The organism is Actinomadura sp. ATCC 39365 (assembly GCF_054392275.1).
The window spans coordinates 7,087,855-7,105,165 of record NZ_CP184335.1; the positions used below are offsets into that span (position 1 = coordinate 7,087,855).

General features: G+C 74.1%; 16 protein-coding genes. 9 read left to right on the plus strand and 7 right to left on the minus strand.

Going from position 1 to position 17,311, the window contains the following annotated elements; translation table 11 throughout:
• Positions 1–14: 14 nt before the first annotated feature.
• Genes ACNF49_RS34610 through ACNF49_RS34625 form a run of 4 tightly spaced genes read left to right on the plus strand, consistent with a single transcriptional unit; the run spans position 15 to position 2,723 of the window.
• Positions 15–1,583, plus strand: a complete 1,569-nt coding sequence (locus ACNF49_RS34610; RefSeq protein WP_482940194.1) for a Na+/H+ antiporter subunit D — start codon at positions 15–17, stop codon at positions 1,581–1,583.
• Positions 1,580–2,122: a Na+/H+ antiporter subunit E gene (locus tag ACNF49_RS34615; RefSeq protein ID WP_482940195.1), complete on the plus strand. Its 543-nt coding sequence runs from the start codon at positions 1,580–1,582 to the stop codon at positions 2,120–2,122. The genes ACNF49_RS34610 and ACNF49_RS34615 overlap by 4 nt, the downstream gene beginning before the upstream one ends.
• Positions 2,119–2,379 carry an MrpF/PhaF family protein gene (locus ACNF49_RS34620; protein ID WP_352351365.1) on the plus strand — a complete coding sequence of 87 codons (261 nt, stop codon included), beginning with the start codon at positions 2,119–2,121 and terminating at the stop codon, positions 2,377–2,379. The genes ACNF49_RS34615 and ACNF49_RS34620 overlap by 4 nt, the downstream gene beginning before the upstream one ends.
• Before the next feature lie 5 nt (positions 2,380–2,384).
• A complete protein-coding gene (locus ACNF49_RS34625) occupies positions 2,385–2,723 on the plus strand; it encodes a cation:proton antiporter (protein WP_482940196.1) in 339 nt (112 codons plus the stop codon).
• Here the strand turns inward: ACNF49_RS34625 and ACNF49_RS34630 are convergent.
• The 4 genes from ACNF49_RS34630 to ACNF49_RS34645 form a co-directional block, all read right to left on the minus strand.
• On the minus strand, positions 2,675–3,172 hold the full coding sequence (locus ACNF49_RS34630) for a DUF6328 family protein (protein WP_357977052.1): 498 nt from the start codon (positions 3,170–3,172) through the stop codon (positions 2,675–2,677). The two genes, ACNF49_RS34625 and ACNF49_RS34630, sit on opposite strands and share 49 nt — an antisense overlap.
• A gap of 66 nt (positions 3,173–3,238) precedes the next feature.
• A complete protein-coding gene (locus ACNF49_RS34635) occupies positions 3,239–5,260 on the minus strand; it encodes a xanthine dehydrogenase family protein molybdopterin-binding subunit (RefSeq protein WP_482940197.1) in 2,022 nt (673 codons plus the stop codon).
• The gene (locus ACNF49_RS34640) at positions 5,257–6,228 is read right to left on the minus strand and encodes an FAD binding domain-containing protein (RefSeq protein ID WP_357977057.1); all 972 of its coding nucleotides are present in this window, start codon (positions 6,226–6,228) and stop codon (positions 5,257–5,259) included. Before ACNF49_RS34640 ends, ACNF49_RS34635 begins: the two co-directional genes overlap by 4 nt.
• Positions 6,225–6,713, minus strand: coding sequence for a (2Fe-2S)-binding protein (locus tag ACNF49_RS34645; RefSeq protein ID WP_357977060.1), 489 nt, complete (start codon positions 6,711–6,713; stop codon positions 6,225–6,227). The genes ACNF49_RS34640 and ACNF49_RS34645 overlap by 4 nt, the downstream gene beginning before the upstream one ends.
• A 132-nt stretch (positions 6,714–6,845) precedes the next feature.
• On the opposite strand from ACNF49_RS34645, the gene ACNF49_RS34650 reads away from it, so the two are divergent.
• Genes ACNF49_RS34650 through recD2 form a run of 4 tightly spaced genes read left to right on the plus strand, consistent with a single transcriptional unit; the run spans position 6,846 to position 11,418 of the window.
• Entirely contained in the window at positions 6,846–8,003 is a 1,158-nt protein-coding gene (locus tag ACNF49_RS34650; protein ID WP_482940198.1) for an acetate/propionate family kinase, read from the plus strand.
• Complete coding sequence (locus ACNF49_RS34655; protein WP_482940199.1) at positions 7,996–9,252, plus strand: erythromycin esterase family protein; 1,257 nt, start codon at positions 7,996–7,998, stop codon at positions 9,250–9,252. Before ACNF49_RS34650 ends, ACNF49_RS34655 begins: the two co-directional genes overlap by 8 nt.
• 34 nt (positions 9,253–9,286) lie before the next feature.
• Positions 9,287–10,006: a helix-hairpin-helix domain-containing protein gene (locus ACNF49_RS34660; RefSeq protein ID WP_482940200.1), complete on the plus strand. Its 720-nt coding sequence runs from the start codon at positions 9,287–9,289 to the stop codon at positions 10,004–10,006.
• The gene (gene recD2 / locus ACNF49_RS34665) at positions 9,931–11,418 is read left to right on the plus strand and encodes an SF1B family DNA helicase RecD2 (protein WP_482945626.1); all 1,488 of its coding nucleotides are present in this window, start codon (positions 9,931–9,933) and stop codon (positions 11,416–11,418) included. The genes ACNF49_RS34660 and recD2 overlap by 76 nt, the downstream gene beginning before the upstream one ends.
• 76 nt (positions 11,419–11,494) lie before the next feature.
• On the opposite strand, the gene ACNF49_RS34670 is transcribed toward recD2, so the two are convergent.
• From ACNF49_RS34670 to ACNF49_RS34680, 3 genes are read right to left on the minus strand one after another with little or no spacing between them, the layout of a single operon-like run.
• Positions 11,495–14,431: an FAD-binding and (Fe-S)-binding domain-containing protein gene (locus ACNF49_RS34670; RefSeq protein WP_482940201.1), complete on the minus strand. Its 2,937-nt coding sequence runs from the start codon at positions 14,429–14,431 to the stop codon at positions 11,495–11,497.
• 57 nt (positions 14,432–14,488) lie between these two features.
• Positions 14,489–15,028 (minus strand): DUF892 family protein, encoded by a 540-nt coding sequence (locus ACNF49_RS34675; protein WP_352351383.1) that lies wholly within the window; start codon positions 15,026–15,028, stop codon positions 14,489–14,491.
• On the minus strand, positions 15,025–16,242 hold the full coding sequence (locus ACNF49_RS34680; RefSeq protein WP_482940202.1) for an MFS transporter: 1,218 nt from the start codon (positions 16,240–16,242) through the stop codon (positions 15,025–15,027). The genes ACNF49_RS34675 and ACNF49_RS34680 overlap by 4 nt, the downstream gene beginning before the upstream one ends.
• A gap of 83 nt (positions 16,243–16,325) precedes the next feature.
• On the opposite strand from ACNF49_RS34680, the gene ACNF49_RS34685 reads away from it, so the two are divergent.
• Positions 16,326–17,294: an ArsR/SmtB family transcription factor gene (locus ACNF49_RS34685; protein ID WP_357977077.1), complete on the plus strand. Its 969-nt coding sequence runs from the start codon at positions 16,326–16,328 to the stop codon at positions 17,292–17,294.
• Positions 17,295–17,311: the final 17 nt, after the last annotated feature.

The following is a 17,311-nucleotide window of genomic DNA, read 5'->3' on the forward strand; positions in this document are numbered from 1 at the left end:
CAGGGGCGGGGCCCGTGGGTGACCTGGTCGAGCTGCGCGGGCTGGTGTGCGTGCCGGTGCTGCTGCCGCTGCTGGCGGCGGGGATCAAGCTGGCGATCGGCGGGCGGCTGCGGCACCTGCAGTCGGCCATCAGCGTCACCACGCTGGGCATCTCGCTGGCGGTGTCGGTGCTGCTGCTCGCGCACGCCGACACGCACGGCCCGCTGGTGACCGAGCTGGGCGGCTGGGCCTCGCCCGTCGGGATCTGCCTGGTGGCCGACCGGCTCTCGACGCTGGTGCTGGTGGTGTCGTCGGCGGTGACGCTCTGCGTGATGGTGTACTCGATCGCCAACGCCTACGACGAGGCGGAGCACGACGCGCCGATGGCGATCTTCCATCCGGCGTTCCTCGTCATGGTGGCGGGCGTGGCGGACGCGTTCCTGTCCGGTGACCTGTTCAACCTGTTCGTCGCGTTCGAGATGTTGCTGAGCGGCTCGTACGTGCTGCTGACCTTCGGCGGGACCGAGTCCAGGATGCGGGCGGGGGCCACGTACACGCTGATGGCGCTGGCGTCGTCGATGTTGTTCCTGATCGCGCTGGCGGTGACCTACGGCGCGACGGGCACGTTGTCGATGGCGCAGCTCGCCGAGCGCTTCGGCACGCTGCCCGAGCAGGTCAAGCTGCTGGTCGAGCTGACGCTGCTGCTGGCGTTCGCGATCAAGGCGGCGATCTTCCCGGTGTCGGCGTGGCTGCCGGACTCCTACCCGACCGCGCCCGCGCCGGCCACGGCCGTGTTCGCCGGGCTGCTCACGAAGGTCGGCGTGTACTCGATCATCCGGCTGGAGGCGCTGCTGTTCCCCGGCGGGCCGGTCTCCACGCTGCTGATGGCGGTGGCGCTGGCCACGATGCTGGCCGGCGTGCTGGGCGCGGTGGCGCAGACCGACATCAAGCGCATGTTGTCCTTCACGCTGGTCAGCCACATCGGCTACATGGTGTTCGGGGTGGCGCTGTCGACGGTGGCGGGCCTGGCGGGCGCGGTGTTCTACATCGTCCACCACATCACCGTGCAGACGAGCCTGTTCCTGGTGACGGGGCTGATCGAGCGGCGCACCGGCACCACGTCGGTCAACCGGCTGGGCGGGCTGATGAGGACCGCGCCGGTGCTGGGCGTGCTGTTCTTCGTGCCCGCGATGAACCTGTCGGGCATCCCGCCGATGTCGGGGTTCCTGGGCAAGCTGCTGCTGGTGCAGGCGGGCCTGGCCAAGGGCGGCCCGGCGGCGGTCGTGCTGGTGGCGGGCGGGCTGCTCACGAGCCTGCTGACGCTGTACGCGATCGCCAGGACGTGGGGCAAGGCGTTCTGGCGGGCGCCGCGCGAGGAGCGGCTGGGCCAGGTGATGGAGAGCGAGGAGGCGACGGGTGAGGAGCCGGTGGTGACGACGACGGCGCTGCCGCCCGTGCTGCTGGGCGCGACGGCGGCGCTGGTGGCGTTCGGGCTGTCGTTCACGGTGCTGGCCGGGCCGCTGGCGGCGCTGACGCAGCGGGTGGCCACGGAGCTGAGCGAGCGGCAGACGTACATCACCGCCGTGCTGGGGACGCGGCGGTGAGCGGCGGCCTGCTCGCGCCGCGGCTGTTCGGCCGGCGGGTGCCGCTGCCGCTGGTGGCGTGGCTGACGCTGGTGTGGGTGACGCTGTGGGGTGAGCTGTCGGCGGGGAACGTGCTGGGCGGCCTGGCGACCGCGGTGGTGGTGACGTGGCTGCTGCCGCTGCCCGTCCTGGACCCGGGCATCAGGGTGCGGCCGCTGCCGCTGGCGCGGTTCCTGCTGTGGTTCGGGTGGGACATGTTGCTCTCGACCGTGCGGGTGGTCGCGTGGGTGGTGCGGCCCGGCGATCCGCCCACCCAGCTGGTCCTGGTCCGGCTGCGCACGTCGTCGGAGTCGATGACCGTGATGATCATGGTGGCGTTGTCCACGATGCCGGGGAGCCTGGTGGTGGAGGCGTACATGGACAGGAGAGAGCTGATGCTGCACGTGCTCGGGCTGGCCGGAGAGGGCGTCCCCGACACGGTCCGCGAGGACGTCGCCGGGCTGGAGTCGCGGATCGTGGCCGCGTTCGGCACCCGCGCGGACCGGGAGGAGCTGCGGTGAGCGCGGTGTACCTGGTGACGATCGCGCTGCTGGGCGGCGGGGCGGCGGCCGCGTTGTGGCGGGTGGGGCGCGGGCCCTCGATGCTGGACCGCGCGGTCGCCCTGGACGTGCTGACGTCGCTGGCGATGTGCGCGGTGGGGCTGTTCGCGGTGGTCAGGGACGACTACTCGGACCTGCCGGTGCTCCAGGTGCTGTCGTTGCTGGGGTTCGTGGGCTCGGTGTCGCTGGCCCGGTTCTTCCCGGGGCGGTCGGGGTGAGCGTGATGGACGGCGTGATGGACAGCGTGATGGACGCCGCGGCGGCGGTCTGCCTGGTGCTCGGGGCCGTGCTGGCGTTGTCGGCGGGCGCCGGGCTGGTGCGCTTCCGCACGACGCTCGACCGGATGCACGCCGGCACCAAACCGCAGGTGCTCGGCGTGCTGCTGGTGCTGGCCGCGATGTGGTTCCACCGGCCCACCTGGTGGAACGCGGGGCCGCTGCTGATCGTGGGGGCCTCGCAGGTGATCACCGTGTCGGTGGCGGCGTACATGGTGGGACGGGCGGCCTACTCGCGTCAGTCGTCGCGGGACGAGACCGAGATGCCGCCCTCGGAGGAGGACTGATCGCCCCTGCGGTCGAGGGCGGGCTGGCCGAACCAGGTCCAGGCGGCCAGCCCGGCCAGGACGCCGGCGGTGATCAGGGCCAGGGTGGAGTGGAACAGGTAGTCGATCACCAGCATGGTGGCCGTGGTCATCGACACCACCAGGGCGAGCGCTCCTAACAGGCCGTAGGTGTTGGACCGGCGTACCAGGGTCTCCTTGTGGCCCTGCCGGAACAGCACGCGGTGCTGGGCGGTCGGCGCGATGTAGCAGATCGACGCGATGGCGGCGCTGACCAGCGCGGCGAAGTAGAGCCAGCGGTCGGTCTGGTCCAGCTTGACGAAGCCGGGCGAGAAGGGGACGGTCAGCAGGAACGCGAACAGCACCTGCACGCCGGTCACCGCGACGCGGGCGCCCTGCAGCAGCTCGACGAAGTTGCGGTCGGCGCGTTCCTCGTGCGACTCGTTCTTCACTCGGCCTCCTCGTTGGATGTTCTCCTCTTCCTTGGCGGAGGCCGGTCGAAACATGGATTTCGGAGCTCAGGCGAGGATCTTGGCGGGCGTGATGGGCAGGTCGCGCACCCGCCGGCCGGTGGCGTGGTGAACGGCGTTGCCGATCGCGGCGGCGGTGCCCACGATGCCGATCTCGCCGATGCCCTTGGAGCCCATCGGGTTGAGCAGGCCGTCCTGCTCGTCGATCCACACCGCCTCGATCGCCGGCACGTCGGCGCAGGCCGGCACGTGGTACTGGGCCAGGTCGCGGTGGAGGAAGCCGCCGAACTCGTCGTCGGTCAGCGTCTCCTCCATCAGCGCCATCCCCATGCCCATGGTCATGCCGCCGACGAACTGCGACCTGGCCAGCCTGGCGTCCAGGATCCGGCCGGCGGCGAACACGCCGAGCAGCCGCGACAGGCGGATCTCGCCCGTCACGGAGCTGACCCTGACCTCGGCGAACTGGGCGCCGAAGGCGTGCCTGGCCAGTTCCTCGTCGGCCTTGACCTCCTCGGTGGTGTCGGCGGACCCCTCGCCGCCGTCGGCCCGCAGCGCCTCGCAGGCCCGTACGACGGCCGAGCCCCACGACGCCGTGCCCATCGAGCCGCCCGCGACGGGGGCGGCGGGCAGGTCGCTGTCGCCGAGCTCGACGTGCACCCGGCCGGGGGCGACGCCGAGGCAGTCGGCCGCGATCCTGGTGAGCACGGTCCGGGCGCCGGTGCCGATGTCGGCGGCGGCCACCCGGATGACGAAGTCGCCGTCGCGCACGGTCGCGGTGGCCTTCGACGGGCCGCGCCTGGCCGGGTAGGTGGAGGCGGCCACGCCGGTGCCGACCAGCCACTCCCCCTCGCGCCGGACGCCGGGCGCCGGGTCGCGGCGGTCCCAGCCGAAGCGGCGGGCGCCCTCGCGCAGGCAGGTCACCAGGCTGCGGGAGCTGAACGGCAGCCCGCCGTCCGGCTCGGTCGTGGGCTCGTTGCGTATGCGCAGCTCGACGGGGTCGATCCCGGCCGCCTCCGCCAGCTCGTCCATCGCCGACTCCAGGGCGTACATGCCGGGGCACTCGCCGGGGGCGCGCATCCAGGACGGCGTGGCGACGTCGAGGCGGACGAGCCGGTGCGCGGTGCGCAGCGCGGGCGTGGCGTACATGACGCGGCCGGGGGTGGCGGCCTGCTCGGCGAACTCGACGAGCCTGCTGGTCTGCACGTACGCCGTGTGCTCGACCGCGGTGAGCCGGCCCTCGGCGTCCGCGCCGAGCCGCAGCCGCTGGACGGTCGGGGTGCGGTAGCCGGTGAGGTCGAACATCTGCTGCCGGGTGAAGACGACCTTGACCGGACGGCCGGCGGCCCGGGCGGCCAGGGCGGCGAGCACGGCGTTCGGCCTGGTGGTGCCCTTGGAGCCGAAGCCGCCGCCGACGTGCCTGGACACCACGCGCACCTGGGCGGCGGGCAGGCCGAGGGTCTTGGCGATGCTGTCCCGGTCGCCGCTGGTGCCCTGGGTCGAGTCGTAGACCAGCAGCCGGCCGTCGTCGGCCCACACGGCCACCGCGGCGTGCGGCTCCATCGCGTTGTTGTGCAGCGGCGGCGTCGTGTACGTCACGTCCACGGCCGACGCGGCGGCGGCCAGCCCGGCCTCCACGTCGCCCTTCTCGGTGTCGGGCGGCAGGTTCGGGTTGACCACCTCCGGCCGGTAGAGGTCCGGGTGGTCGGCGCGCAGCCGCACGTCGTGCGCCTGCGGCCGGTACTCGACGCGGACGGCGTCGGCGGCGGCGCGGGCCTGGTCGTAGCTGCCGGCGACGACGGCGGCCACGAGCTGGCCCCGGTAGACGACGTCCCTGGAGCGGAACAGCGCCAGTTCGGGGTCGGCGTCCTCGGCCAGGTCGGGCGGGTCCTCCACGGACAGCACGGCGAGCACGCCCGGCATGGCCAGCGCCTCCTCGGCGTCCACCCGCGTGATCTGGCCCCTGGCGACCGTGGACTGCACCGGGTAGCAGTGGGCGACGCCCTCGACCGGGTACTCGGCGGCGTACGTGGCCAGCCCCGTGACCTTGACGCGCCCCTCGATGCGGTTCACGGCGTCAGCTCCTCCAGCGTGCGGACGATCAGGTTGCGCGCCAGCGGCAGCTTGTAGGCGTTGCGCGGCAGCGGGCGGGCCTGGTCGAGCTCGGCCTCGGCGGCCCGCAGGTACGCCTCGCCGGTGGCGGGGCCGCCGATGATCGCCCGTTCGGCGCGTTCGGCCCGCCAGGGCGCGTGGGCCACGCCGCCGAGCGCGATGCGGCAGCCGGTCACCACGCCGTCCCAGCGCACGTCGAGCACGGCGGCGACGGACACCAGCGCGAACGCGAACGAGGCCCGCTCGCGCACCTTGCGGTAGAGGGAGGCGCCCGGGGGCGGCGCGGGCAGCTCGACGGCGGTGATCAGCATGCCGGGTTCGAGCACGGTGTCGCGCTCGGGCGCGTCGCCGGGCAGGCGGTGCAGGCCGGGCATGGGGATGATCCGGTCGCCGGCCGGGCCGGTGACGTGCACCTCGGCGTCGAGCGCGGCCAGCGCCACGGCCATGTCCGAGGGGTGGGTGGCCACGCAGGCGTCCGAGGCGCCGAGCACGGCCAGGTTGCCGTGGTCGCCCTCGATCGCGGGGCAGCCGGTGCCGGGCTCGCGCTTGTTGCACGGCCTGGTGACGTCCTGGAAGTAGGGGCAGCGGGTGCGTTGCAGCAGGTTGCCGGCCACCGTGGCCATGTTCCTGACCTGGCCGGAGGCGCCGGTCAGGACGGCCCTGGCGAGCATGGGGTAGCGGGCGCGGACGAGCGGGTCGGCCGCCAGGTCGCTGTTGCGCACGGCCGCGCCGATCCGCAGCCGATCGCGTACGGGCTCGACGGCGTCCAGCGGCAGGCGGCTGACGTCCACGAGGTGGTCGGGGGCGGCCACGCCGAGGCGCATGAGGTCGACCAGGTTGGTGCCGCCGCCCAGGTACATCGTGCCGGGGCCGTACCGGCCGACCGCGTCCGACGGGCTCTGGGCGCGGACGTAGTCGAACGGCTTCACCGGGCCACCTCGCCGATCGCGGCCACGATGCCGGGATACGCGCCGCACCGGCACAGGTTGCCGCTCATGCGTTCCCTGATCTCCTCGGGCGTCAGGGCCGGGTCGAGGAGGAGGTCGGCGGTGACGGCGCTCGGGCCGGGCTCGCCCAGCATGCCGACCGCCGAGCAGAGCTGGCCCGGCGTGCAGTAGCCGCACTGGAAGGCGTCGTGCTCGATGAACGCGGCCTGCAGCGGATGCAGCTGCTCGCCCGAGGCCAGCCCCTCGACGGTGACGATCTCGCTGCCGTCCACCGCCACGGCCAGTGCCAGGCAGGAGTTGGCCCGGCGGCCGTCGATCAGCACCGTGCACGCGCCGCACTGGCCGTGGTCGCAGCCCTTCTTGGAGCCGGTCAGGCCGAGCCGTTCGCGCAGCAGGTCGAGCAAGGAGATCCTGGGGTCGACGGCCACGGTGTGCGGCACGCCGTTCACCTGCAGGGTGATGTCCATAGGCGCTCGCCTACCCGGCCACCGCCGGGGGCAACCACGGGCTCGGACATCTCGGGGTAAAGGTGACGGAGTCCAGGTGTCGGGTCGCGGCCGGCGGGTAGCCGGGGAGAGGATCGGCCGGCGGAGGGATGCATGGGGCGAGCGTTCGACGAGCAGGTGGCGGAGTCCGAGGCGGTGCTCACCGTCAACGCGGGCTCGTCGAGCCTGCGCCTCGACCTCGTGCAGGGCGGCTGCGTGCTGGACAGCGCGCACGCCGAACGGGCCGCGGACCCGGGCTCGGCGCGCGAGGAGCTGGCGGCGTTCCTGGGCGGCCACTTCGACCGCGACATCCGCGCGGTGGCGCACCGGCTGGTGCACGGCGGCGACGTCGTCCGCGCGCCCACGGTCGCCGACGACGAGACCGTCGAGGCGCTGCGCGGCGTCGTGAGCCTGGCGCCGCTGCACCTGCCGCCCGCGCTGGCGCTGCTGGAGGCGGCCCGCGAGCAGCTTCCCGCCGTGCCGCACGTGCTCTGCCCCGACACGGCCTTCCACGTCGGCCTGCCCGACGCCGCCGCGGTCTACGCCCTGCCGCGCGAGTGGCGCGACCGGTACGGCCTGCGCCGCTACGGCTTCCACGGCCTGTCCTACGCCTGGACCGCCGACCGGGTGGCCGAGCTGCTCGGCCGGCCGCTCGCCGACCTGGAGCTGGTGCTGACCCACCTGGGCGGCGGCTCGTCGGTGTGCGCGGTGTCGGGCGGGCGCAGCCTGGACACCTCGATGGGGTTCACCCCGCTGGACGGCGTCCCGATGAGCAAGCGCTCGGGCAGCGTCGATCCCGGGATGCTGGTGTGGCTGCTGTCGCAGGGCCACCTGTCGGCCGACGAGCTGGGCGAGGGCCTGCAACGCCGGTCCGGGCTGCTCGGGCTGTCCGGCGGCCGCTCGGGCGACACCCGCGAGCTGGTCGAGGCCGAACGCGCCGGCGACGCCGACGCCGCCCTGGCCCTGGAGGTGTTCTGCCACCGGGTGAGCCGGGAGATCGCCGCCGCCGCCACGTCGCTGTCCAGGATCGACGCGCTGGTGTTCACCGGCGAGATCGGCTGGGACCAGCCCGAGGTGCGCGAGGCGGTCTGCCGCCGTCTCGGGCTGCTCGGCGTCGAGCCGCCCGAGTCCGGCAACCGGCACGACGACGGCCCGGTCAGCGGGCCGGGCGCCGCCGTGCCCGTCCTGGTCGTCCAGGTGCGCGAGGAGCTCCAGCTCGCCCGCGAATGCCTGGGCGTCTTCCGGCCGGCAGAGGAGGACGGCTATGGATGACGTCACCCGCTCGGCGCTGCGGCTGTCGGGCGAGCAGGATCTCGACCCGCTGCTCGACCGCATCGGCGAGGCCGGTCTCGTGCTGATCGGCGAGGCCAGTCACGGCACCCACGACTTCTACACCTGGCGGGCCGCGCTCACCCGCCGCCTGATCGCCGAGAAGGGCTTCGGGTTCGTCGCCGTCGAGGGCGACTGGCCCGACTGCGAGCGCGTCCACCGCGCGGTCACCCGCGACGGCGAGGACCCCTTCGACGCCCTGTACGCCTACCAGCGCTGGCCCGCGTTCATGTGGGCCAACGAGGAGGTCGCCGAGTTCTGCCGCTGGCTGCGCCGCTGGAACTCGGCCCTGCCGCCGGGCGAGCGCGTCGGCTTCCACGGCCTCGACGTCTACAGCCTCTGGGAGTCCCTGCGCGCCGTGCGCCGCTACGCCGTCGACCACCTGCCCGACCAGCTCGGCACGGTGATGGAGGCCCTGTACTGCTTCGAGTCCTACGGCCACGACCCGCAGCGGTACGGCCTGGAGACCCGCCTGGTCCCCGACTCCTGCGAGAACGAGGTCGTGGAGCTGCTCAGGGCGGTCGTGGCGGCCGCGCCCGCCGACGAGGACGGCTTCGAGGCCCGGCAGAACGCCGAGGTCGTGGCCGGGGCCGAGAGCTACTACCGGACCATGGTCGGCGGCGGCCCCGGCTCGTGGAACATCAGGGACGTGCACATGGCCGACACCCTGGACCGGCTGACCGCCTTCCACGGCGCCAAGGGCGTGGTGTGGGCGCACAACACGCACGTCGGCGACGCCCGCGCCACCGACATGGCCGCCGCCGGCATGACCAACCTCGGCCAGCTGGCCCGCGAGCGGCACGGCGAGGACGTCGTCCTGGTCGGCTTCGGCGGCTACCGGGGGACGGTCGTGGCCGGGGCGAGCTGGGGCACGCGGGCGCACGTCATGCCCGTCCCGCCGGCCCGGCCCGGATCGCTGGAGGCGCTGCTGCACGACGCGCTCGGAGGCGAGCGCGCCCTGTTCGTGACGCCCCGGCGGCCCCGTCCGCGCTGGTTCGACCAGCCGCTGGACCACCGCGCGATCGGCGTCGTCTACCGGCCGGAGCGCGAGAAGTGGGGCAACTACGTGCCCACCGCGCTCGGCGACCGCTACGACGCCTTCCTCTGGCTGGACGTCACCGAGGCCCTGCACCCGCTGCACGCCGAGCCGTGGGACGACGTCGAGCCGGAGACCTATCCCAGCGCCATGTGACGGACTGTCGGTGGCAGATGGTTTGATCGCTGCTGTGGAGGCCTCGGTCGAGCAGCTCGTCTACGTCAGAGACGACGAATACACCGTCGCGCGCATGAGCGCCGAGGGCGTGCCCGACTTCGTGGCCACCGGCCGGGCGCTGTCGGGCGCGCAGCCGGGCGAGACGCTCCGGCTGACCGGCGACTGGAGCCACCACGCGCGCCACGGCAGGCGGTTCGCGGTGGCCGGGTGCGAGCGGGTGGTGCCCGCCACGGTCCGGGCGATCCGCGTCTACCTCGGGTCGGGGCTGATCCGGGGCATCGGGCCGCGGCTGGCGTACGCGATCGTCGACCATTTCGGCGAGGAGACGCTCAAGGTCATCGACGCCGAGCCCGGGCGGCTGACCGAGGTCGTCAACATCGGGCCGCTGCGGCAGGCGCAGATCGTCCAGGCGTGGCAGGAGCAGAAGGCCATCGCCGCGCTGATGGTGACGTTGCAGGGGCTGGGCGTCAGCCCGCTGCTCGCGGCCAAGATCCATCAGGTGTTCGGCGGCGAGGCCGAGGAGGTCCTGGCCACCGACCCCTACCGGCTGATCGGCCGGGTCAGGGGCATCGCCTTCCGCGTCGCCGACCGCATCGCGCTGCAGCGGGGGTGCCCGAGCGCAGCCCGCAGCGGATCAAGGCGGCGCTGCTCGACCGGCTGGAGTCGGCGGCGGTCCGCGACGGCCACTGCTTCGTGCCGGTGCCCCATCTGGTGGCGGGGGCGGCCGAGCTGATCGAGCTCGATCCCGAGGCGGTCGGGCCGATGATCGACGCCCTGGTGGCCGAGCGGCGGGTGGTGGTCGAGGCCGACGAGCAGCAGCCGGGGCGGGCGGTGGCCTACGCCAAACACGTGCACGCCCGCGAGCGGCAGCTCACCGAGCAGCTCACCCGGCTCATGCGGGCCCGCTCCACGCTGCCGCTGCGCTCCTTCCGCGAGGACGAGACCCTCCACGACGACCAGCGCGCGGCCGTCAACATGGCGCTGACCTGCACTGTCTCGATCATCACCGGCGGGCCCGGCTGCGGCAAGAGCCACACGGTCAAGGCCGTGGCCACCACGGTGCGGGCGTCGGGCGGCACGGTCACGCTCACGGCCCCCACCGGCAAGGCGGCCAAGCGCCTGTCGGAGCTGACCGGCATGCCCGCGATGACCATCCACCGCATGCTCGCCCACCAGCCCGATCCCGATCCGTCCACGCTGTTCGAGGAGGCGCCCGCGCAGGCCGACCTGATCGTGGTCGACGAGGCGTCGATGCTCGACCTCCATCTCGCCACCCGGCTCACGGCGGCCGTCCAGCCGGGCAGCCATCTGCTGCTCATCGGCGACAGCGACCAGCTTCCCAGCATCGGCGCCGGCGACGTGCTGGCCGACCTGCTGCGCGTGGAGGCGATCCCGCGCGTGCGGCTCACCCACGTCTTCCGCCAGGCAGGCGGCAGCGGCATCGTCGAGGCCGCCCACCTCATCCGGGCCGGCCGCATGCCGGCGACGCCGGGGCGCGGCGGGTTCTGGTTCGAGGAGCTCGACGATCCGGCGCGGGTGGCCGAGCGGGTGGCCCATCTGGCCATGGAGGCGATCCCGCGCAAGCAGGGCGTCCCGCCCGAGCAGGTGCAGGTGCTGTGCCCGATGCGCAAGGGCGAGACGGGCGCGGTGACGCTGGGCCGGCTGCTCCAGGACCGCCTCAACCCGGCGGCCGACGACAAGCCCGAGCACTGGTCGGGGGCGTCGGTGTTCCGGGTGGGCGACCGGGTCATGCCCATCCGCAACAACTACGACAAGGGCGTCTTCAACGGGGAGACCGCCACGGTCACCGCCGTGCTGCCGCAGGACCGCGTGGTCGAGGTCCGCACCGACGACGGCGAGACCGTCCAGTACGGGTTCGGCGAGCTCGACGACCTCACCCACGCCTACGCGATCAGCGTGCACCGCTCGCAGGGCAGCGAGTACCCGTTCGTGGTGGCGCCGATCGTGGCCGAGGCGGGCGGGATCATGTTGCGGCGCAAGCTGCTGTACACGCTGGTGACCCGGGCCAAGGCGTGGGTCGTGCTGGTGGGGCAGCGCGAGGCGCTGGAGCTGGCCGTCCACCGCGTGGGCCGCCCCCGCAACACCGGCCTGCCCCGCCGCCTGTCCCAGAGCCTGTCGGCCTGACGCCGTCCCGGTCCCGGCCGCAGCCGTGACCGGGGCGTGCCTGGCCGGGGCGGGGCCGGGCCGGGGCGCGGCCGGGTCAGTCCTGGCGGACGAGGGCCGTGGCGAGCAGTTCGGCCAGGTGGCGGCCCTGGCGTCCGGTGCCCGCGGCGGCGATCTGGGTGCGGCAGGAGAAGCCGTCGGCGAGCAGCTCGTCCCCCGGCCCCGCCGACCGTACGGCCGGCCAGAGCCCCTGCTCGGCGCAGGCCTTCGACACCTCGTGGTGTTCCCGCTCGAACCCGAAGTTCCCGGCCTGCCCGCAGCAGCCGGAGTCGAGCACGCTGGTCCGGATGCCGAAGCGGTCGAGCACGGCCCGGTCGGCGTCGTAGCCCATGATGGCGCTCTGGTGGCAGTGCACCTGCGCGATCGCCTGCCCGCCGGTCGTGGCCGGCCGCCAGTCGGCGGCGCGCGTCTCCAGCAGCTCGGCCAGCGTCAGGAACCGCTCCGCCAGCAGCCGCGTCTCGGCCGTGTTGAGCAGTTCGGGCCCGTCGGAGCGGAACACGGCGGCGCAGCTCGGCTCCAGGCCGACCACCGGCACCCCGGCCTCGGCCCAGGGGGCGAGCGCCCCCACCGTACGCGCCAGCACCCGCCGCGCCACCCCGAGCTGCCCGGTGCTGATCCAGGTCAGCCCGCAGCACAGCGTCACCGGCGGCACCACCACCTCGAACCCGGCCGCCTCCAGCACGTCCACGGCGGCCCGCCCGATGTGCGGGTCGAAGTGGTCGGTGAAGGTGTCGGCCCACAACACCACCCGCCCCCGCGTGCCCGGCCGGCTCTGGGGACGCCGCCTGAACCAGTCGGTGAACCGCTGGCGGGCGAACCTCGGCAGGTCGCGCTCCGGCGTGATCCCCGCGACGGCCTTGACCAGCCGCGACAGTCCGGGCGCCGAGCTGACCGCGTTGACCAGGCCGGGCGCGGCCGAGGCGAGCGCGGCCCACACCGGCAGCCAGCCCATCGAGTAGTGGGCCCGCGGCCGGACGCGGTGCCGGTAGTGGTGGGCGAGGAACTCGGCCTTGTAGGTGGCCATGTCCACGTTCACGGGGCATTCGGAGCGGCAGCCCTTGCACGACAGGCACAGGTCGAGCGCGTCGCGCACGGCCGCCGAACGCCAGCCGTCGGTGATGACGTCGCCGCGCACCATCTCCTCCAGCAGGCGGGCGCGCCCCCGCGTGGAGTGCTCCTCCTCGCGGGTCACCCGGTAGCTGGGGCACATGACGCCGCCCTCGAAGGTGTGCTTGCGGCAGGTCCCGGTGCCGACGCAGCGGGTGGCCGCGTGCCCGAACCGTCCGTGGTCGTGGGGGTACTGGAAGAACGTCTGGCGCGGCTCGTGCGGGTAGAAGCGGTGCTGGGCCAGGTTCTGGTCCAGGTGGCGGGGGTGGACGACCTTGCCCGGGTTCATCCGGTCGCGCGGGTCGAAGATGGCCTTGAAGCGGCCGAACACCTCGACGACCTCCGGGCCGAACATGACGGGCAGCAGCTCGGCCAGCGCCCGGCCGTCGCCGTGCTCGCCGGACAGCGAGCCGCCGTAGGAGGCGACCAGCTCGGCGGCCTCCTTGGCGAAGGCGCGGTACCGGGCGATGCCGTCGTCGGTGTGCAGGTCGAGCGGCAGCCGGCCGTGCACGCAGCCCTGGCCGAAGTGGCCGTACAGGGCGGAGTCCTGGTAGTCGTGCGTGCGCAGCAGCCGCTCGTAGTCGCGCAGGTAGGCGCCCAGCCGCTCGGGCGGCACGGCCGCGTCCGACCAGCCCTCGTACGTCTGGCGGCCGGTCGGCGGGTACGCCTCCACGCCGAGCCCCGACTCCCGCCACCGCCACAGCCGGTCCTCCCTGGCCGGGTCGCCGAGGAAGGCGTGCGTGGGCGTGGGCGCCCCGGCCCGCTCCCCCACGTCGCGCATCATCGTCTCGGCCCGCTCGCGCGCCTGCTCGGGCGTGTCCCCGCCGAACTGCACCAGCAGCCAGCCGCCGCCCTCGGGCAGGTCCTGGAGCGCCGGGTCGCCGGGGTGCTCCCGCTTGGCCAGCCGGTACATGGTCTCGTCCATGGCCTCCAGCGCGATCGGCGCGTGCCGGGCCACGGCCGGGACGGCGTCGGCGGCGGTGAAGACGTCCTCGAACCCGAGCACGGCCAGCGCCCTGGCGGGCGGCGCCGGCACGACGCGCAGCTCGGCGCGGAGCACGGTCACCAGCGTGCCCTCGCTGCCGGTCAGGGCGCGGGCCAGGTCGAAGCCGTTCTCGGGCAGGAGCTGGTCGAGGTTGTAGCCGGAGATGCGGCGTTCCAGCCTGGGGTAGCGGGTGCGGACCAGTTCCATGGTCTCGTCGCGCAGGTCGCGCACCTGGCGGTAGATCTCGGCCAGGCGGCCGCCCTGGGCCTGGACGCGGTCGTACTCGGCGTCGCTCGTCGGCCCCACCCAGGCGCGCACGCCGTCGTAGGTGAGGATCTCCAGCCGGAGCACCGACTGCGACATCTTCCCGTACGCCTGCGCCGAGGCCCCGCACGAGTTGTTGCCGATCATGCCGCCGATCGTGCAGGCCCGATGGCTGGACGGCCGCGGCCCCACCATCAGCCCGTACGGCGCCAGCTCGTGGTCCACCTGGTCGAGCACGGCCCCCGCCTGGACGACGACCCGGCGGCCCGCCGCGTCCACGGACTCGACCGCGCCGCAGTGCTTGGACCAGTCGATCACCACCGCCGCGTTGCAGCACTGCCCGGCCAGGCTGGTGCCGCCGCCGCGGGAGAGCACGGGCACGTCCCTGGACCGGCACACGGCCACCGCCGCCACCCCGGCGTCCAGGTCGCGCGGCACGACGACGCCGATCGGGACCTGCCGGTAGTTGGAGGCGTCACGCGCGTAGGCGGCGCGGCTGCCCAGGTCGAAACGCACCTCGCCGTCGACCGCCTCGGCGAGGCGTCGGCTCAGCGTCTCGACGTCGATCTCGCGGGACGGCGGCGTGTGCGTGACGGGCGTGTTGACCAGGCTCTTCATGCCCGGCCCTTACCCGGGCCGGCTCAGGGGCCGCCCAACGGCGGGCCAAGCCCGGTCCTAGACCCCGAGCAGGTCGGTGAGGTCGTCGGCGTGCTCCTCCTCCTCTTCCAGGATCGACTCCATGAGCCGGCGGGTGGTCGGGTCGCCCTCGCCGAGCCAGCGGATGATCTCCTGGTAGGTGGAGATGACGATGCGCTCGGCCCACAGGTTGGCCTCCAGCAGCGCCTTCAGGTCGGTGTCGGCGGGCACCTGGTAGTCGGTGTGCGAGCGCTGGACGAGCTTGGCCGGGTCGAAGTCGGGCTCGCCGCCGAGCTGGCTGACACGTTCGGCGGCGCGCAGCGCGTGGTCGAGCTCCTCCTTGGCGTGCTCGGTGAACTCCGCCGCCACCTGCGCGCGGTCGATGCCCTTGGCCGAGATGGCGTGCCTGGTGTACCTGAGCCAGCACACCACCTCGGTGGCGATCACGTCGTTGAGGATCTCGATGACCTTCTCCGGGTCGCGGCCGAAGGTCTGCGTGATCGGGCCCTCGTCCATCTTCTGCCGCACCTGCTCGCGGATCCTGGTGACGTCGAGCACGAAGTCGTCCGTCTGCGTCATGATGTGTCCTTCCCCCGGCGATTTCCCCTGGTCAACGGTAACTTCGCCGGAGCCTGCGCCGGGGTTGCGACACGGGCGGACCGCAGGCGGGGCGCCAGCGCGAGCGTGACCGCCGCCGACGCCGCGGCCAGCACGGCCATGGCCGTGCCGGGCGAGGTGTACTCGGCCAGGGCGCCGGCGAGCGCGGCGGCCAGCCCCTGCATGGCGACCATGCCGGAGGAGTGCAGCCCGAGCGCGTGCCCGCTCAGCTCGGGGGGCGTGAGCGCCATGAGCCGCTCCTGCAGCAGCAGGGTGGCGGCGAACCCGGCCGAGGCGAGCGCGACCAGCACCGGCCACGGGTGGGCCACGAACACCAGGTACGGCAGCGCGAGCAGCAGGTACAGCGGCGTGACCAGCCGCGCCCGCCAGTGCGGCGGCATGTACCGGCCGACCAGCACGTCACCGGCGAGCATCCCGGTGGCGGCGCAGGCGAACAGCAGCCCGGCCCGGTCCGGCGCGAGCGGCACGAACAACGACTCGCAGCCGACGATCAGGCCGTTGGGCAGCCAGAGGGCGAGGTAGACGTGCCGGCGCGGCCGATCGGACCACAGGCGGGCGTTGTCGCGCCAGGTCTCGGCGGGTGAGGGCCGTCCGGACGCGCGCGGCCGCCGCCGTCCGAGCCCCAGCCCGGCCAGCGCGGCGGCCAGGTGGAGGGCCGCCGCGACGAGCAGCGTCCCGCGCGGCGACAGGACGGTCACCAGCACGCCGCCCGCGCCGAACCCGGCGATCTGCACGATCCCGGAGGACATGTTGAGCACCGACCGGCCGAGCAGGTACCCGTCCCGGTCGAGCAGCTCGTTCAGCAGCCCGTACCGGACGCCGCCGCCGAGCGCGGACAGCGCGCCGAGTGCCAGCACGACGGCGAGCATGCCCCACACCGGCAGGCCGGGCAGGGCCAGGAAGGCGGCGCCGAGCGCGGCCGCCAGCGCCAGCCCGGACAGGGCGGCCCGCGGCGGCAGCCGGTCGGCCGCCGACAGCAGCGTGGCCGCGCCCACCACCTGGGCGAGCGCCGGGCCGAACATGGCCAGCCCGGACAGCAGCGGCGATCCGGTGTCGGCGTAGACGAGGGTGCCGAGGGCCAGCCCGCTGACCGTCTGCCCGGCCACCTGCCCGGACGAGACCAGGAAGAGCGGGGTGAAGCCGGACCTGCCGAACAGGTCCCGGTACGTGCGCATGGGACGGCAGTCTTCGCGACCGGCGGCGGCAGGCGTTACTGTTTCGCCCACCCGCGAAACAACGCGGGGGCGGGGAGGACGTGGTGGGTTTCTGGCAGGTCGACGCGGACACGCTCGCGGACGGCCGGTTCGTCCTGTCGCCGCTGGCCGAGACGATCGCCGCGCTGAAGACGCTGGACCGCGCCGTCGCCGCCCATCCCGGAGAGGACGCCTGGCTGGCCGCCCACCTGCCCGCCTACCGCGCCGAGCAGGCCGCCGACCCGGTCACGGCGCTGCTCGTCCGCGCGGCGCTGGGCCGTACGTGGAACGCGACCTTCCTCACGCCCACGCCCGAGGGAGAGGGCGAGGCCGCCTTCGAGGAGGAGGTCGCGAGCGTCCGTGACACCCCGCCCGAGCAGGCGCGCGCGGACCTGGTCGAGTCGCTGGGCGGCCCGGTGCCCGCCGCGCTGCGCCGCGACGACCTGCCCGGACGCATGGCCGCTCGGCTGGAGTGGGTGTGGCGCGAGACCGTGCTGCCGACCTGGCCGCGGCGCCGCCGGATCATCGAGGCCGACGTCACGGCCCGCGCCGCGCGGCTGGGCCGGGGCGGCTGGGCGGCGGCCCTGGACGGCATGCGTCCCGGCCTGCGCTGGCTCGGCGACGGACGGCTGCAGATCAACGCCCACGACCACCCGCCGCGGGACCTGGCGGGCGCCCGGCTGATGTTCGTGCCGGTCACGCCGCGGCAGGGCTGGGTGAGCTGGCACGGCTCCCGCCGCTGCGCGATCGTCTACCCGTGCTCGGGGCCGCTGGCCGACGTCGGCCCGCCGCCTACGCCGCAGGCCCTGGGCAGGCTGCTGGGCGGGGCGCGGGCGGGCGTGCTGGTGCTGCTGGACACCCCGAAGAGCACCACGCAGCTCGTCGCGCTCACCGGCCAGGGCCTGGGCTCGGTGGGCCGCCATCTCAAGGTGCTGCTCGACGCGGGGCTGGTCGGCCGCGTCCGGGCGGGCCGTTCGGTGCTCTACGGCCGTACGTCCGTCGGCGAAGACCTCGTACGGGCACAAACCAACTGACCGCGCCCGCCCCTCGC

Bases quoted from the DNA above. Each gene is read 5' to 3' on its own strand.
- ACNF49_RS34680 (WP_482940202.1), bottom strand. From the start codon at position 16,242: ATGCGCACGTACCGGGACCTGTTCGGCAGGTCCGGCTTCACCCCGCTC.
- ACNF49_RS34675 (WP_352351383.1), bottom strand. From the start codon at position 15,028: ATGACGCAGACGGACGACTTCGTGCTCGACGTCACCAGGATCCGCGAG.
- ACNF49_RS34655 (WP_482940199.1), top strand. From the start codon at position 7,996: ATGGATGACGTCACCCGCTCGGCGCTGCGGCTGTCGGGCGAGCAGGAT.
- ACNF49_RS34625 (WP_482940196.1), top strand. From the start codon at position 2,385: ATGGACGGCGTGATGGACAGCGTGATGGACGCCGCGGCGGCGGTCTGC.
- ACNF49_RS34650 (WP_482940198.1), top strand. From the start codon at position 6,846: ATGGGGCGAGCGTTCGACGAGCAGGTGGCGGAGTCCGAGGCGGTGCTC.
- ACNF49_RS34670 (WP_482940201.1), bottom strand. From the start codon at position 14,431: ATGAAGAGCCTGGTCAACACGCCCGTCACGCACACGCCGCCGTCCCGC.
- ACNF49_RS34645 (WP_357977060.1), bottom strand. From the start codon at position 6,713: ATGGACATCACCCTGCAGGTGAACGGCGTGCCGCACACCGTGGCCGTC.